15 protein-coding genes are annotated in these 14,134 nt (G+C 64.3%); 12 read left to right on the top strand and 3 right to left on the bottom strand.

Annotated features, from left to right (window positions below; all coding sequences use genetic code 11):
- The first annotated feature begins 91 nt into the window (after positions 1-91).
- From IVA88_RS30560 to IVA88_RS30520, 9 genes are all read left to right on the top strand, one after another.
- Positions 92-853, top strand: a complete 762-nt coding sequence (locus IVA88_RS30560) for a tripartite tricarboxylate transporter TctB family protein (protein ID WP_247500902.1) — start codon at positions 92-94, stop codon at positions 851-853.
- 7 nt (positions 854-860) lie between these two features.
- Positions 861-2,426 carry a tripartite tricarboxylate transporter permease gene (locus tag IVA88_RS30555; protein ID WP_247500901.1) on the top strand — a complete coding sequence of 522 codons (1,566 nt, stop codon included), beginning with the start codon at positions 861-863 and terminating at the stop codon, positions 2,424-2,426.
- 253 nt (positions 2,427-2,679) lie between these two features.
- A complete protein-coding gene (locus IVA88_RS30550; RefSeq protein ID WP_007613362.1) occupies positions 2,680-3,474 on the top strand; it encodes a thymidylate synthase in 795 nt (264 codons plus the stop codon).
- A gap of 5 nt (positions 3,475-3,479) precedes the next feature.
- Positions 3,480-3,965 carry a GNAT family N-acetyltransferase gene (locus tag IVA88_RS30545; protein WP_247500900.1) on the top strand — a complete coding sequence of 162 codons (486 nt, stop codon included), beginning with the start codon at positions 3,480-3,482 and terminating at the stop codon, positions 3,963-3,965.
- Positions 3,965-4,474, top strand: coding sequence for a dihydrofolate reductase (locus IVA88_RS30540; RefSeq protein WP_247500899.1), 510 nt, complete (start codon positions 3,965-3,967; stop codon positions 4,472-4,474). The genes IVA88_RS30545 and IVA88_RS30540 overlap by 1 nt, the downstream gene beginning before the upstream one ends.
- Before the next feature lie 153 nt (positions 4,475-4,627).
- Positions 4,628-5,764 (top strand): FtsH protease activity modulator HflK, encoded by a 1,137-nt coding sequence (gene hflK / locus IVA88_RS30535; RefSeq protein ID WP_247500898.1) that lies wholly within the window; start codon positions 4,628-4,630, stop codon positions 5,762-5,764.
- Entirely contained in the window at positions 5,761-6,657 is an 897-nt protein-coding gene (locus IVA88_RS30530; RefSeq protein ID WP_247500897.1) for a protease modulator HflC, read from the top strand. The genes hflK and IVA88_RS30530 overlap by 4 nt, the downstream gene beginning before the upstream one ends.
- 71 nt (positions 6,658-6,728) lie before the next feature.
- Positions 6,729-6,935: a DUF2065 domain-containing protein gene (locus IVA88_RS30525; protein WP_247500896.1), complete on the top strand. Its 207-nt coding sequence runs from the start codon at positions 6,729-6,731 to the stop codon at positions 6,933-6,935.
- 144 nt (positions 6,936-7,079) lie between these two features.
- Positions 7,080-8,579, top strand: coding sequence for a Do family serine endopeptidase (locus IVA88_RS30520; protein ID WP_247500895.1), 1,500 nt, complete (start codon positions 7,080-7,082; stop codon positions 8,577-8,579).
- A gap of 66 nt (positions 8,580-8,645) precedes the next feature.
- On the opposite strand, the gene IVA88_RS30515 is transcribed toward IVA88_RS30520, so the two are convergent.
- From IVA88_RS30515 to serB, 3 genes are read right to left on the bottom strand one after another with little or no spacing between them, the layout of a single operon-like run.
- Positions 8,646-8,930, bottom strand: a complete 285-nt coding sequence (locus IVA88_RS30515) for a DUF2442 domain-containing protein (RefSeq protein WP_247500894.1) — start codon at positions 8,928-8,930, stop codon at positions 8,646-8,648.
- Positions 8,911-9,147 (bottom strand): DUF4160 domain-containing protein, encoded by a 237-nt coding sequence (locus IVA88_RS30510; RefSeq protein WP_247500893.1) that lies wholly within the window; start codon positions 9,145-9,147, stop codon positions 8,911-8,913. The genes IVA88_RS30515 and IVA88_RS30510 overlap by 20 nt, the downstream gene beginning before the upstream one ends.
- Positions 9,148-10,053 (bottom strand): phosphoserine phosphatase SerB, encoded by a 906-nt coding sequence (gene serB, locus IVA88_RS30505; protein ID WP_247500892.1) that lies wholly within the window; start codon positions 10,051-10,053, stop codon positions 9,148-9,150. It lies immediately after the preceding gene.
- A gap of 11 nt (positions 10,054-10,064) precedes the next feature.
- Here serB and miaA point away from each other — a divergent pair, with 11 nt between their 5' ends.
- The 3 genes from miaA to IVA88_RS30490 all read left to right on the top strand — a co-directional run bounded on the left by miaA (position 10,065) and on the right by IVA88_RS30490 (position 14,115).
- Positions 10,065-11,021, top strand: coding sequence for a tRNA (adenosine(37)-N6)-dimethylallyltransferase MiaA (gene miaA, locus IVA88_RS30500; protein ID WP_247500891.1), 957 nt, complete (start codon positions 10,065-10,067; stop codon positions 11,019-11,021).
- A gap of 330 nt (positions 11,022-11,351) precedes the next feature.
- On the top strand, positions 11,352-13,127 hold the full coding sequence (locus tag IVA88_RS30495; RefSeq protein WP_247500890.1) for an acetolactate synthase 3 large subunit: 1,776 nt from the start codon (positions 11,352-11,354) through the stop codon (positions 13,125-13,127).
- A gap of 4 nt (positions 13,128-13,131) precedes the next feature.
- Positions 13,132-14,115, top strand: a complete 984-nt coding sequence (locus IVA88_RS30490) for a threonine dehydratase (protein ID WP_247500889.1) — start codon at positions 13,132-13,134, stop codon at positions 14,113-14,115.
- Positions 14,116-14,134 lie beyond the last annotated feature (19 nt).

Genomic DNA, 14,134 nt, shown 5'->3' with positions numbered 1-14,134 from the left:
AAAATCGCTAGGCAGTGGCCGGGCGGGGGATCCAATTCCAGCCGATAGAACAACATTGCGCGTGACTTAAAGAGTCGCGGAGGAGACATGCATGGCCGATACGATGGGCCACTCGGCGACAGCCAACCGAAACACCTCGGTGGTGATCAGCTTTTGTCTGCTGGCCATAGCGCCGCAGATTTTCGAATTCATCTGGTCGTTTGGGACGATCTTTGGCTGGGGCGCCGGACGCGGCCCGGCCGCCGTCGTGATCAGCCACGGTACGGCGCTGCTCGCGGGCGCGCCCGGCGCCGCGCTCGGAGCGGTTGGCGGTGACACCAAGAAGGCGTCATCCGATGTGCTGCTGGCGCTGATCTATTCCTATCCGATCTTTGCGGTGGCGATTCTCACGATCTTCATGACGATCAGGTCGGCGCAGGACTATGTCGGCGGCATCGCTCTGATGGCGCTGGCCTTGTTCGCGCTGTGGGCTTCCAGCGATTTGCAAGGAATGCGCGGCTTCTCCTTTGGCGCCGGCACGGCGCCGCGGATGTTTGGCGGGCTGCTCGTCGCACTTGGCGCCGGCATCGCGTTGACGGGACTGCTGACGGATGGGCCGGGGATGGCGCACTATGCCTGGCGCGGGCCCCTGTTCGTGATGGCCTCCATTGTTTTCTTCGCTCTGGCGATTCGTCCGCTTGGGGTGGTGGTTACGGCGTTCGCGAGCTTCATGATCGCGGCGATGGGCACGCATGAGACGCGCTGGGTCGAAGCGATCATCGTCGGCGCCTGCCTGACGCTCGGTTGCGCGCTGCTCTTCCCCTACGTGCTCGGCCTGCCGATGCCGATGTTCCCGCGCTTCCTGGTTCAGTGAGGGTGTGATGTTCGATATCTTCCACAATCTGGGCCTCGGTTTCGGTGTGGTGTTCCAGATCTCCTGGTGGTCACCCTGGTGGCTCTACGGCGCGTCGCTCCCGATCTCGATCAATATTCTCATGTGCCTGATCGGCGCATTGGTCGGCACGCTGGTCGGCGTGCTGCCCGGTATCGGCACCGTCGCAACCGTGGCGATGCTGCTACCGATCACATTCGGATTGCCGCCGGTCGGCGCGCTGATCATGCTCGCCGGCATCTATTACGGTGCCCAGTACGGCGGCTCGACCACCTCGATCCTGGTCAATATTCCCGGTGAGGCGACATCGGTCGTCACCGCCATCGACGGCCACCAGATGGCGAAGCAGGGCCGTGCCGGCCCAGCGCTGGCGATCGCGGCGATCGGCTCGTTCTTCGCCGGCTGCGTCGCGACCGTGCTGATTGCCGTCCTCGGCGCTCCGCTGACCAAGCTCGCGCTGGCGTTCGGTCCGGCCGAATATTTCTCGCTGATGGTGCTCGGCCTGATCTTCGCGGTGGTGCTGGCCAAGGGCTCGGTGCTGAAAGCGATCGCGATGATCGTGTTCGGCCTGTTGCTGTCGATGGTCGGCTCCGACATCGAGACCGGCGCCTCGCGCATGGCGTTCAACATTCCGGAGCTCGCCGACGGTCTCGGCTTTGCGACGGTGGCGATGGGCGTGTTTGGTTTCGCCGAGATCATCCGCAATCTCGACGCCGGCGCCGAGATGAACCGCGACCTCGTGCAGCAGAAGATCACCGGCCTGATGCCGACCAGGAAGGACCTGATCGACTCGACGCCTGCGATCCTGCGCGGCACCGTGCTCGGCTCGATCCTCGGCATCCTGCCGGGCGGCGGCGCCGTGATCGCGTCGTTTGCGTCCTACACCCTCGAGAAGAAGATCTCCAAGAACCCGTCGCGATTCGGCCGCGGCGCGATCGAAGGCGTGGCGGCACCGGAAAGCGCCAATAACGCCGCGGCACAGACCTCCTTCATCCCGCTGCTGACGCTCGGCATCCCGCCGAACGCTGTGATGGCACTGATGGTGGGCGCGATGACCATCCATGGCATCGTGCCGGGTCCGCAGGTGATGCAAAAGCAACCGGAGCTGGTCTGGGGCATGATTGCCTCGATGTGGATCGGCAATCTGATGCTGATCATCATCAACCTGCCGCTGGTTGGAATCTGGGTGCGGCTGTTGCGCGTCCCCTACCGGTTGATGTTCCCCTCGATCGTGATTTTCTGCGCGATCGGCATCTATTCGGTGAACAACGCGCCGGTCGACGTCATTCTCGCAGGCGTGTTCGGTCTGGTCGGCTACTGGCTGATCAAGCACGATTTCGAGCCGGCGCCGCTGTTGCTCGGCATGGTGCTCGGACCGCTGATGGAAGAGAACCTCCGCCGCGCGCTGCTGATCTCGCGCGGCGACTGGAGCGTGTTCCTGACGCGTCCGCTGTCGGCCGTGCTGCTGGCGATTGCGGCCTTCCTCCTGGTGCTCACGGTGCTGCCCGCGCTGCGCGCCAAGCGCGACGAGGTGTTCACCGAATCCGAGAACTGAAGGCGCGCGCCGCCGGAGGCGCTGGCTGCTCTCGTCAAGAACGAGATCGCGAACTGGACGCCGGTGCTCAAGCCGGCAAGTTAGCGAGCAGGATCAAGTCGATAGGCAAGGGGCGGAACGCTGAGTTCCGCCCCTTGCCGTTTGCACCGGGAACGCTCACTTTTCGGGGTATAATGCGTATGGATGGCGAATCGCCGCTGTCGCAGCGCGGGGGCGGCCGCTAAGTTCGCCGCCTCCCCAAAGGCTCACGCACATGCACCAGTATCAGGACCTGCTCGAGCGGATTCTTTCAGACGGCGCCGAAAAGACCGACCGCACCGGCACCGGCACGCTGTCGGTGTTCGGCCATCAGATGCGCTTCAACCTGTCCGCCGGCTTCCCGATGCTGACCACCAAGCGCCTGCCGCTGAAGGCGATCGTGCATGAGCTGTTGTGGTTCCTGAAGGGCGATACCAACATCAAATATCTGCGCGACAACGGCGTCACCATCTGGGACGAGTGGGCCGACGCCAATGGCGATCTCGGCCCCGTCTACGGCCATCAGTGGCGCTCCTGGCCCGCGCCGGACGGACGCAGCATCGATCAGATCGCGAACGTGATCGATATGATCAAGCGCAATCCGGACTCGCGCCGCCTGATCGTCTCGGCCTGGAATCCGGCCGAGGTCGACAAGATGGCCCTGCCGCCGTGCCACTGCCTGTTCCAGTTCTATGTCGCCAACGGCAAGCTGTCGTGCCAGCTCTATCAGCGCTCGGCTGACGTGTTCCTCGGCGTGCCCTTCAACATCGCCTCCTACGCGCTGCTCACCATGATGGTGGCGCAGGTCACGGGCCTGAAGCCTGGCGACTTCGTGCATTCGTTCGGTGACACCCATCTTTATTCCAACCATCTGGAGCAGGCGAAGCTCCAGCTCACGCGCGCGCCGCGCGCGCTGCCGGTGATGCGGATCAATCCTGATGTGAAGGATATCTTCTCCTTCCGTTACGAGGACTTTGAGCTCGTCGGCTACGATCCGCATCCGCACATCAAGGCGGCAGTCGCGGTCTGAAGTCGATGTCGCTCAACATCCGCCGTGTGCGTTCTGGCGAAGCCGGGCTAGTTCTCGCTTTCGTCCGCGAGCTCGCCGAGTACGAAAAGCTTTCGCACGAGGTCGAGGCGAGCGAGGCGATGATCGCCGCCGCACTCTTCGGCGAGCGACCGCAAGTCCATTGCGCCCTCGCCGAGTGGAACGGCGAGCCGGTCGGCTTCGCGGTGTGGTTTGCCAATTTCTCTACGTTCAGCGGCCGCCACGGCATCTATCTCGAAGATCTGTATGTGCGGCCATCGCATCGGGGCAGGGGCCTCGGCAAGGCTCTGCTCGTGTACCTTGCCAGGGAATGCGTCGAGAACGGCTGGTCGCGGCTGCAATGGGCGGTGCTCGACTGGAACGCGCCGTCGATCGCGTTCTACAAAACGCTCGGTGCTGTCATGCTGGACAACTGGACGCTGTGCCGCGTCACCGGGCCCGCGCTGACGCGGCTTGCCGGGAGCGCGTCCTGATGGAGATCGTCTTCGTGGTGGCGATCGCGGAGAACGGCGTCATCGGCGCCGGCAACGCAATGCCGTGGCGAATGAAATCCGACATGACGCGCTTCAAGGCGCTCACGATCGGCAAGCCCGTGATTATGGGCCGCAAGACCTTCGAATCCCTGCCCCGGCCGCTTCCGGGCCGCACCAACATCGTGATCACGCGCGATGCGGATTATCGCGCCGCTGGTGCCATTGTCACGACATCGACCGCGGATGCAGGCGCGGTCGCACTTGGCGATGCCCTGCGGCGTTCGGTCGCCGAGATCGCCGTGATTGGCGGCGCCGAAATCTATCGGCAATGGCTCGATCGCGCCGATCGCCTCGAGATCACCGAAGTGCATGCGCGCCCCGAAGGCGACACGCATTTCGACATCGACAGGGCAGAATGGGATGAGGTTGAGCGCACCCGCCATCCTGCCGGCCCCCATGACAGCGCCGACTACTCCTATGTGACATATCGTCGGCGGGCGGGCCATTAACCGCATTTGCCAATGTTAACATTGACTTTTCTGCCCCCAAGCTTAGCTCGATGGACGGCGATGGCTGCGTTGTAAGGGACCTGCCTGTCCCCTATAAAGCCGGACCGGACAAAGCGGGCGGGGGCAATCTCACCCTGCCGAGGAGAGCGTCGAATGCCGTGGAAGAATCAGGGCGGTGGCCCATGGGGCTCGGGTCCGAAGGGGCCATGGGGCAACGGCCCGCAACCGGTCGGGCCGAGGCCGCCGGATCTGGAAGACCTTCTGCGGCGCGGCCAGGACCGCCTCCAGCAGATCATGCCCGGCGGCTATTTCTCCGGCATCGGCATCACGCTGATCGTGCTGCTCATCGTCGCGTTCTGGCTGCTGTCGGGCTTCTTCCGCGTCCAGTCCGAAGAGCTCGGCGTCGTGCTGCGCTTCGGCAAGCATGTCCGTACCGTGGATCCAGGCCTGAACTATCATCTGCCCTATCCGATTGAGACCGTGCTGCTGCCAAAGGCACTGCGCGTTTCCACCATCTCCATCGGCATGACGCTGATCGACGATCCGGCGCGGCGGGGCCGTTCCATTCGTGACGTGCCGGAAGAGAGCCTGATGCTCACCGGCGACGAGAACATCGTCGACGTCGACTTCACCGTGCTCTGGCGTATCAAGCCCAACGGCGTCGGCGATTTCCTCTTCAACATCCAGAATCCCGAAGGCACCGTGAAGGCGGTCGCCGAGAGCTCGATGCGCGAGGTGATCGGCCGCTCGCAGATCCAGCCGATCCTGACCGGCGCGCGCAACGTCACCGAACAGGGCGTGCAGGAACTGATCCAGAAGACGCTGGACACCTACGGCGCCGGCATTCAGATCAGCCAGGTGCAGATGCAGAAGGTCGACCCGCCGGCGCAGGTGATCGATGCCTTCCGCGACGTCCAGGCGGCACGCGCCAATCTCGAGCAGCTGCAGAACGAGGCGCAGACCTATGCCAACCAGGTCGTGCCGCAGGCACGCGGACGTGCGGCGCAGATCATGCAGGCCGCCGAAGGCTATAGGGAGCAGACGGTCGCCGAGGCCAAGGGCCAGAGCTCGCGCTTCCTGAAGGTTTACGAGGAGTACAAGAAGGCGCCCGACGTGACGCGTGAACGGATTTATCTGGAGACGATGGAGCGCGTGCTCGGCGGCTCGGAAAAGCTCATCTATGACGGCGGCCAGTCGGGCCAGGGCGTCGTGCCTTATCTGCCGCTCAGCGAATTGACGACCAGGCGGCCGCCTGCAACCGGCCAGCAGACGACCGGAGGCAACCGATGAGGTCCCCGGTTTCAGGTATCGTCACGCTGCTCGGACTCCTGCTCGTCGTGATCGTGGGCTACATGTCCCTGTTCACGGTGGCGCAGACCGAGCAGACCATCGTGCTGCAGTTCGGCAAGCCCGTCGACGTCGTCACCGATCCCGGCCTGCACTTCAAGGCGCCGTGGAATTCGGTGATCAACATCGACAAGCGGATCCTCGATCTGGAGAACCCGTCGCAGGAAGCGATCGCGTCCGACCAGAAGCGCCTGGTCGTTGACGCCTTCGCACGCTACCGCATCAAGGACGCGCTGCGCTTCTATCAAAGCATCGGCTCGATCCAGGCTGCCAACATCCAGCTCACGACGCTCTTGAACGCGGCGCTACGCCGCGTGCTCGGCGAGGTCACCTTCATCAACGTGGTCCGCGACGATCGCGAGAAGCTGATGCAGCGCATCCGCGATCAGCTGGACCACGAGGCCGACGGCTACGGCATCCAGGTCGTCGACGTCCGGATCCGCCGCGCCGATTTGCCGGAGCAGAACAGCCAGGCGGTCTATCTGCGCATGAAGACGGAACGCGAGCGCGAAGCTGCCGAGTTCCGAGCGCAGGGCGGCCAGAAGGCACAGGAGATCCGCTCCAAGGCCGACCGCGAGGCGACCGTGATCGAGGCAGAAGCAAGGTCGCTGGCCGAGCAGACGCGCGGCGTCGGCGATGCCGAGCGCAACCGTCTGTTCGCCGAAGCCTACGGCCAGGATGCGGATTTCTTCTCCTTCTACCGCTCGATGACGGCCTATGAGAACGGGCTGCGCGCGAACGACACCCGCTTCCTGCTGCGGCCGGACTCGGATTTCTTCCGGTTCTTTGGTAACCCGTCCGGCAAGACGGCGACCACGACGCCGGCGAAGCCGTAAGCTAGACGAGGGCGGCCGGTCTGGCCGCCCTTCGTCCAGACAAGAACAGCACAACGGGAGGTTCCAATCCGATGAGGTCCATTGCGTTCACCGACTTCCTCATCGGTTTGGGCATCCTGTTCGTGCTGGAAGGCTTGATGTTCGCGGCAAGTCCGGCCTGGATGCGCAAGGCCATGAAAAGCGCCATGGCCACACCGGACAATGTCCTGCGGGTGGTCGGCATTGGTTCGGCCGTGGCCGGCCTGATCCTGATCTGGGTTATGCGACGTCCAATTTAGCCGTCGCACCAACGCCAAAGTGAAGCCGAGGAACCGGTTTTCGCCTTATTATCCGGGTCTTGAAGCCCATTAAGGTCCGCGCTTGCGCCGTCCCCCCGTTCGAGCGCAGTCTTGACGCCGAATCCTTGCTTCCTGGAGATCACAATGACCGCTGCCACCATTGCCCCGACCCGTTTGCGCTTAGGGCTGGCCGCGCTCGCCGTTGGCGCTTTCAGCGCATTCGGCACACCGGCCTCTGCGCGCGGACCGGATGGCATCGCCGACGTCGCCGAGAAGGTGATCGACGCGGTCGTCAACATCTCGACTTCGCAGAACGTCGAAGCCAAGGGCAGCGGCGGCGGCAATGCCATGCCGCAACTGCCGCCCGGCTCGCCCTTCGAGGAGTTCTTCGACGACTTCTTCAAGAATCGCAAGGGTCCCGGCGGCGGCAGCAAGGGCGGCGAGAACAGCCCGGCGCCGCGCAAGACCAACTCGCTCGGTTCCGGATTCATCATCGACACATCAGGCGTCGTCGTCACAAACAACCACGTCATCGCGGATGCCGACGAGATCAACGTCATCCTCAACGACGGTACCAAAATCAAAGCCGAACTGGTCGGCGTCGACAAGAAGACTGATCTTGCCGTGCTGAAGTTCAAGCCGACGAAGCCGCTGGTATCGGTGAAGTTCGGCGATTCCGACAAGCTGCGGCTCGGCGACTGGGTCGTCGCGATTGGCAATCCTTTCAGCCTCGGCGGCACCGTGACGGCCGGTATCGTCTCGGCGAAGAACCGTGACATCTCCTCAGGTCCCTACGACAGTTACATTCAGACCGACGCCTCCATCAACCGCGGCAATTCCGGCGGTCCGCTGTTCAACCTCGATGGCGACGTCATCGGCGTCAACACGCTGATCATCTCGCCCTCCGGCGGCTCGATCGGCATCGGCTTCGCCGTACCGTCGAAGACGGTCGCTGGTGTCGTCGACCAGCTCCGCCAGTTCGGCGAATTGCGCCGCGGCTGGCTGGGCGTGCGCATCCAGAGTGTCACCGACGAAATCGCCGAGAGCCTCAACATCAAGCCGCCGCGCGGCGCGCTGGTTGCCGGCGTCGACGACAAGGGGCCGGCCAAACCGGCCGGCATCGAGCCCGGCGACGTCGTCGTCAAGTTCGACGGCAAGGACGTCAAGGACCCGAAGGATCTCTCCCGTGTGGTCGCCGACACGGCGGTCGGCAAGGAGGTCGACGTCGTCATCATCCGCAAGGGTCAGGAGGAGACCAAGAAGGTCATGCTCGGCCGGTTGCAGGATCCCGACAAGGTGCAGGCCGCAGTGAAGACTGACGAGCCCCCGCCTGAAAAGACTGTGACGCAGAAGGCGCTCGGCCTCGATCTCGCGGCGCTGAGCAAGGATCTGCGTACGCGCTACAAGATCAAGGATACGGTCAAGGGCGTGGTCGTCACCAATGTCGACGCCAATTCGGATGCCGCCGAGAAGCGGCTTTCTGCCGGCGACGTCATCGTCGAGGTGGCGCAGGAGGCCGTCTCCAGCGGCGCCGACATCCAGAAGCGCGTCGACCAGCTCAAGAAGGACGGCAAGAAGTCTGTACTTCTGCTCGTCTCCAATGCCGAGGGCGAGCTGCGCTTCGTTGCGCTGAGCGTGCAGTAAGGGGTGGTCGCAGCCCACAAACACTGGGTGCGCCGCTAAGGGCGGGCACCCAGGAGGTCGCGGTTTTTAAATGTCGGATCGCCTGCTGGTGGTCGCAAAAGGCTGAACGGCGGGCCGACCCTTCAGCATGCCGGCGATGCTGAGATCTTCGTCAAGCCCTGGCCAGTGAATGCCCATCGGCATCAATTCAAACTGACTGCGGGCAGCCACGCTCGCGTCCCTGAGACGCGGGTACCAGGCGAGCGGCGTCGCGATCTTCCGGCCATCGGCGAGTGTGACCACCAGCTCGTCAGCAGTGAAGGCGACCCCGACCGGCCGGATGTCGCCGACATCAATTTCCAAAGTGCTCATGCCACTTGCCCTCGAGAAAATCGCGGTGCGACCTTAGATGCCTGACTATAGCGCCGATTTCGTGTGCTGGAAATCCAGCGTTGACGGCCAGATCCAGGTCGTGCAGCCAGAACTTGGCTTCATGGTTGCCTGCGCGCACGTGGATGTGTGGTGGCTCATTGCTTTCGTTTGAGTAGAAAAATGCTCGATAAGGTCCCCAGCGCAGAACGGTCGGCATCTACGCCTCTACGAATTCCTCGCGCCGATACCCCTGCGCATACAGCAGCGCGGTGAGATCGCCGTGGTCGATCCGGGCCGCCGCAGCCGCGGCGACCGCCGGCTTCGCATGATACGCCACGCCCAGTCCCGCCGCCTGGATCATCGCGAGATCATTGGCGCCGTCGCCGACCGCTAGCGAGTCGATGTCGTCGAGATCGAACGACTCCATCAGATCCACCAGCGTCGCAAGCTTTGCCGCGCGGCCCAAGATCGGCTCCTTGACCTCACCGGTGAACTTGCCGTCGCGGACGACGAGTTCGTTGGCGCGGTTCTCCTGGAAGCCGATCCTGGTGGCGACCGCGCTGGTGAACAGGGTGAAGCCGCCGGAGACGAGACAGGCATAGGCGCCGTGGGCACGCATGGTCGCGACCAGTTCGCGGCCGCCCGGGGTCGGCGTGATGTGCTTGGCCAAGACCTCGTCGACGATGCTGGCGGGGAGGTCCTTCAGCAGCGCGACGCGCTCGCGCAGCGCCGGCTCGAACTCGATCTCGCCGCGCATCGCGCGTTCGGTGATGGCAGCCACATGGGCCTTCATCCCGGCGAAATCGGCGAGCTCGTCGATGCATTCCTGGCCGATCATGGTGGAATCCATGTCGGCGAGAAAAAGCTTCTTGCGCCGGAAGCCGACTGGCTGCACGACGATGTCGATGGGCAGGTCGCCGCGAAGCTCGCGGAGCCGCTGTTCGATGGCGTGACGGTCGCCTTCGAGGTTACTGTCGGCGCCGAAGGGGATGTCGGCTGCAACCCCGTCGAACAGCCAGTGCGCGGGAGCTGCCTGAGGCAGCACGGCGCGGGCGCCGTCGACGATGGTAGAGTCGAGCGCGGGATTATTCGGGTTGCAGATCAGCGTGGCGACGAGGGACATTTGAGGTTTTCGTGAGCGAGGGGCAAGTCGGCAGAAGGCATGTTGGCAAGGCCGTGCTTATCGCAGGCCCGACCGCCAGCGGCAAGTCGGCGCTGGCGCTCGAGCTTGCGCTCGCTACGGGCGGCGTCGTCATCAATGCCGATTCCATGCAGGTTTATGGCGACCTCCGCATCATCACCGCGCGCCCGACACATGGCGAGGAGGCGCGGGTGCCTCATCGCCTGTACGGCCATGTCGATGCGGCCGTGAATTTTTCGGCCGGTGCCTGGGTGAGCGACGCGGCGAAGGCGCTCGAAGAGGCGAAAGCCGAAGGCCGCCTGCCGATCTTCATCGGTGGCACCGGGCTGTATTTCAAGGCGCTGACGGCGGGCCTTTCCGCGGTGCCGCCGATCCCTCCTGAGGTCCGCGAAGACGTTCGGGCGCGGCTGGAGCGGAACGGCGTGGAGGCGCTGCGTGCCGAACTCGCGCGTCGTGATCCGCAGGCAGCCGCGCGATTGAACCCGCGCGATCGCACGCGCATTGCGCGCGCGCTCGAAGTGGTCGAGGCCACCGGCCGTTCGCTGCTGGACTGGCACCATGAGGGCCAGCCCCCCTTGCTATCCAGGGACAGTTTTCGCGCGGTGTTCCTCGCGCCCGAGCGCGACGAGCTCTATGCTCGCATCGACGCCCGCTTCGACGCCATGTTAGATGCCGGCGCGCTGAACGAGGTCGAGCGTCTCGCCGCCCGCAACCTTGATCCGCTGCTGCCGGCGATGAAGGCTCATGGCGTGCCGGCCCTGATCCGGCATCTGCGCGGTGATCTCAGCCTGGAGCAAGCGGCCACGGTCGGCCGCGCCGACACCCGCCATTACGCCAAGCGGCAGTTCACCTGGTTCCGGCACCAATTGCCCGAATTCGAGTGGGTGAAGCCACAGGAGGCGCGAGGTTGGCTGGCGACGATCGTGAATGCGGCCCGGGACCCTGGCTGACCCGCTTTTGTGCCTGGGTTCCCGAATTTACCTCTCGCCCAACCCAGGGAACACCGCTACACTGCCAAAATCGCGCGGGAACGGCCGCTTTGCCTTGACATCGGGGCGCTGGTCGCTATGTTTCGCGCAACCTTTGGGAAGCTAGGCACCTGCCATGCGTAACATTATTACCAAACTCCTTATCGCCGTCGTACCCAGGCACACCGCCGGGGGTGGCTAGCTGCCATCCACATGACAGGCGGTGTGCATGGGTCCCTCTTCGGGGCCTTTTTTATTTCCCGAATCCGACACGAACGAAGCCGCTGACCACAGCGCATCCGGAGCAAGCCAATGAGCGACAAGAGCCACGATCCGAACCAGATGACCGGCGCCGCGATGATCGTCCGCGCGCTCATCGATCATGGCGTGACCGATATTTTCGGCTATCCTGGCGGCGCCGTGCTTCCGATCTACGACGAGATATTCCAGCAGAGCGAGGTCCAGCACATCCTGGTCCGCCACGAGCAGGGCGCGGGCCACGCCGCCGAGGGCTATGCCCGTTCGACCGGCAAGCCGGGCGTTGCGCTGGTGACCTCCGGCCCCGGCGCCACCAACATGGTGACGCCGCTCACCGACGCGCTGATGGACTCGATCCCGCTGGTCTGCATCTCCGGCCAGGTGCCGACGCATCTGATCGGCAACGACGCGTTCCAGGAATGCGACACCGTCGGTATCACGCGCCCCTGCACCAAACACAATTGGCTGGTGCGCGACGTCAACGATCTCGCAAAGGTGCTGCACGAGGCGTTCTACGTTGCGACCACGGGGCGACCGGGCCCGGTGCTCGTCGACGTGCCCAAGGACGTGCAGTTCGCGACCGGCACCTATCATCCGCCGCGCAAGTCCGACGTACATCGCTCCTATGCGCCGCGGGTGAAGGGCGATGCGACGCAGATCCGCAAGGCCGTGGCGCTGCTCGCAGGCGCCAAGCGCCCCGTGATCTACAGCGGCGGCGGCGTGATCAATTCCGGCCCCGAGGCGACCAGGCTGCTGCGCGAGTTGGTCGAGGTCACCGGCTTTCCGATCACTTCAACGCTGATGGGTCTCGGCGCATATCCTGCGTCAGGCAAGAGCTGGCTCGGCATGCTCGGCATGCACGGCACCTACGAGGCCAACATGACCATGCATGATTGCGACGTCATGCTGTGCGTCGGTGCGCGCTTCGACGACCGCATCACCGGCCGCGTCGACGCGTTCTCGCCGGGCTCGAAGAAGATCCACATCGACATCGACCCGTCCTCGATCAACAAGAACATCCGCGTCGACGTGCCGATCATCGGCGACTGCGGCAACATCCTCGGGGACATTCTCCAGGTGTTCAAGGCGGAGGCGAAGAAGCCCGACGTCAAGGCGTGGTGGCAGCAGATCGCGCAGTGGCGCGCCCGCAACTCGCTTTATTACAGGAAGAGCAACGACGTCATCCTGCCGCAGCACGCGATCCAGAGCCTGTTCGAGGCGACCCGCGGCAAGGACACCTACATCACCACCGAGGTCGGCCAGCATCAGATGTGGGCCGCGCAGTTCTACGGCTTCGAGGAGCCACATCGCTGGATGACATCCGGTGGTCTCGGCACCATGGGCTACGGCCTGCCGGCCGCCGTCGGCGTGCAGGTGGCCCATCCCGACAGCCTCGTCATCGACATCGCGGGCGATGCCTCGGTGCAGATGACGATGCAGGAGATGTCGACGGCGGTGCAGTATGAGCTTCCGATCAAGATCTTCATCCTGAACAACCAGTACATGGGCATGGTGCGGCAGTGGCAGCAGCTGCTCCATGGCAACCGCCTGTCGCATTCCTACTCGGAGGCGATGCCGGATTTCGTCAAGCTGGCGGAAGCCTATGGCGGGGTCGGCATCCAGGTGCACAAGCCCGGCGATCTCGACGGTGCCATCCAGGAGATGATCTCGGTCAAGCGCCCGGTGCTGTTCGACTGCCGCGTCGCGTCGCTGGAAAATTGCTTCCCGATGATCCCCTCGGGCAAGGCGCACAACGAGATGCTGTTGCCGGAGCAGGCGAACGACGAAGCTACGGCGAAGGCGTTCGCCGGCGGCAAGGCGCTGGTGTGAGGTGATGTTCGACCTGAAGCAGCTGGAGCACGCACATGCGATCGTGGGGCAGGCGGTGCCGGCGACGCCGGCGCACGCCTGGCCGCTGCTCAGCCAGCGGCTCGGCACGCAGATCGTGGTCAAGCATGAGAACCACACGCCGTCGGGCGCCTTCAAGGTGCGCGGCGGGCTGGTCTATCTCGAGCGGCTGAAGCGCGAACGGCCGAACATTCCGGGCATCATCTCGGCGACGCGCGGCAATCATGGCCAGAGCCTCGCCTTTGCGGCGAGCCGCCATGGCGTGCCTGCCGTGATCTACGTGCCGCGCGGCAATTCGGTCGAGAAGAACCGCGCGATGCAGGCGTTTGGCGCCGAGCTCATCGAGCATGGCGAGGACTTTCAGGCCGCACGCGAGGAAGCCGGACGCCACGCGCAATCCGCCGGGCTTCATATGGTGCCGTCGTTCCATACGGACCTGGTGCTCGGCGTGGCGACCTACGCGCTCGAGCTGTTCAGGGCAGCGCCCGATCTCGACATCCTCTATGTGCCGATCGGGCAGGGCTCCGGCATCTGCGGCTGCATCATGGCGCGCGATCTGCTTGGCCTGAAGACCGAGATCGTCGGGGTGCAGTCGACCGAGGCGCCGTCCTACGCGTTGTCTTTCGCAGCGCGCGCAGTGGTCAATACCAAAAGCAGCAACACGCTCGCCGACGGCATGGCGACGCGGATGCCAGATCCGGAAGCTCTCGCCATCATCCTCAAGGGCGCCTCGCGTATCGTCCAGGTGACGGACGATGAGATCGCGCTCGCGATCCGAGCGCTCTGGACCGACACGCACAATCTCGCCGAAGGCGCCGGCGCCGCCGCCCTCGCCGCGGCGCTTCAGGAAAAGACAAGTCTGTCGGGCAAGCGCGTCGGTCTCGTGCTGTCCGGCGGCAATATCGATTTCGATCTGTTCCGCGGTTGGGTCGGGACGGATGCGCAGGTCGCTCATCGGGCGACGGCGTAACGCCGAGAATGAAGGGGAC

The organism is Bradyrhizobium sp. 149, from assembly GCF_023073915.1.
Lineage (GTDB): Bacteria > Pseudomonadota > Alphaproteobacteria > Rhizobiales > Xanthobacteraceae > Bradyrhizobium.
This window is presented reverse-complemented; position numbering and strand designations above follow the sequence as displayed.

Bases quoted from the DNA above. Each gene is read 5' to 3' on its own strand.
- IVA88_RS30545 (WP_247500900.1), top strand. From the start codon at position 3,480: ATGTCGCTCAACATCCGCCGTGTGCGTTCTGGCGAAGCCGGGCTAGTT.
- IVA88_RS30550 (WP_007613362.1), top strand. From the start codon at position 2,680: ATGCACCAGTATCAGGACCTGCTCGAGCGGATTCTTTCAGACGGCGCC.
- IVA88_RS30525 (WP_247500896.1), top strand. From the start codon at position 6,729: ATGAGGTCCATTGCGTTCACCGACTTCCTCATCGGTTTGGGCATCCTG.
- IVA88_RS30515 (WP_247500894.1), bottom strand. From the start codon at position 8,930: ATGAGCACTTTGGAAATTGATGTCGGCGACATCCGGCCGGTCGGGGTC.
- IVA88_RS30520 (WP_247500895.1), top strand. From the start codon at position 7,080: ATGACCGCTGCCACCATTGCCCCGACCCGTTTGCGCTTAGGGCTGGCC.
- IVA88_RS30555 (WP_247500901.1), top strand. From the start codon at position 861: ATGTTCGATATCTTCCACAATCTGGGCCTCGGTTTCGGTGTGGTGTTC.
- IVA88_RS30560 (WP_247500902.1), top strand. From the start codon at position 92: ATGGCCGATACGATGGGCCACTCGGCGACAGCCAACCGAAACACCTCG.
- IVA88_RS30495 (WP_247500890.1), top strand. From the start codon at position 11,352: ATGAGCGACAAGAGCCACGATCCGAACCAGATGACCGGCGCCGCGATG.
- IVA88_RS30530 (WP_247500897.1), top strand. From the start codon at position 5,761: ATGAGGTCCCCGGTTTCAGGTATCGTCACGCTGCTCGGACTCCTGCTC.
- serB (WP_247500892.1), bottom strand. From the start codon at position 10,053: ATGTCCCTCGTCGCCACGCTGATCTGCAACCCGAATAATCCCGCGCTC.
- IVA88_RS30540 (WP_247500899.1), top strand. From the start codon at position 3,965: ATGGAGATCGTCTTCGTGGTGGCGATCGCGGAGAACGGCGTCATCGGC.
- IVA88_RS30510 (WP_247500893.1), bottom strand. From the start codon at position 9,147: ATGCCGACCGTTCTGCGCTGGGGACCTTATCGAGCATTTTTCTACTCA.
- IVA88_RS30490 (WP_247500889.1), top strand. From the start codon at position 13,132: ATGTTCGACCTGAAGCAGCTGGAGCACGCACATGCGATCGTGGGGCAG.
- hflK (WP_247500898.1), top strand. From the start codon at position 4,628: ATGCCGTGGAAGAATCAGGGCGGTGGCCCATGGGGCTCGGGTCCGAAG.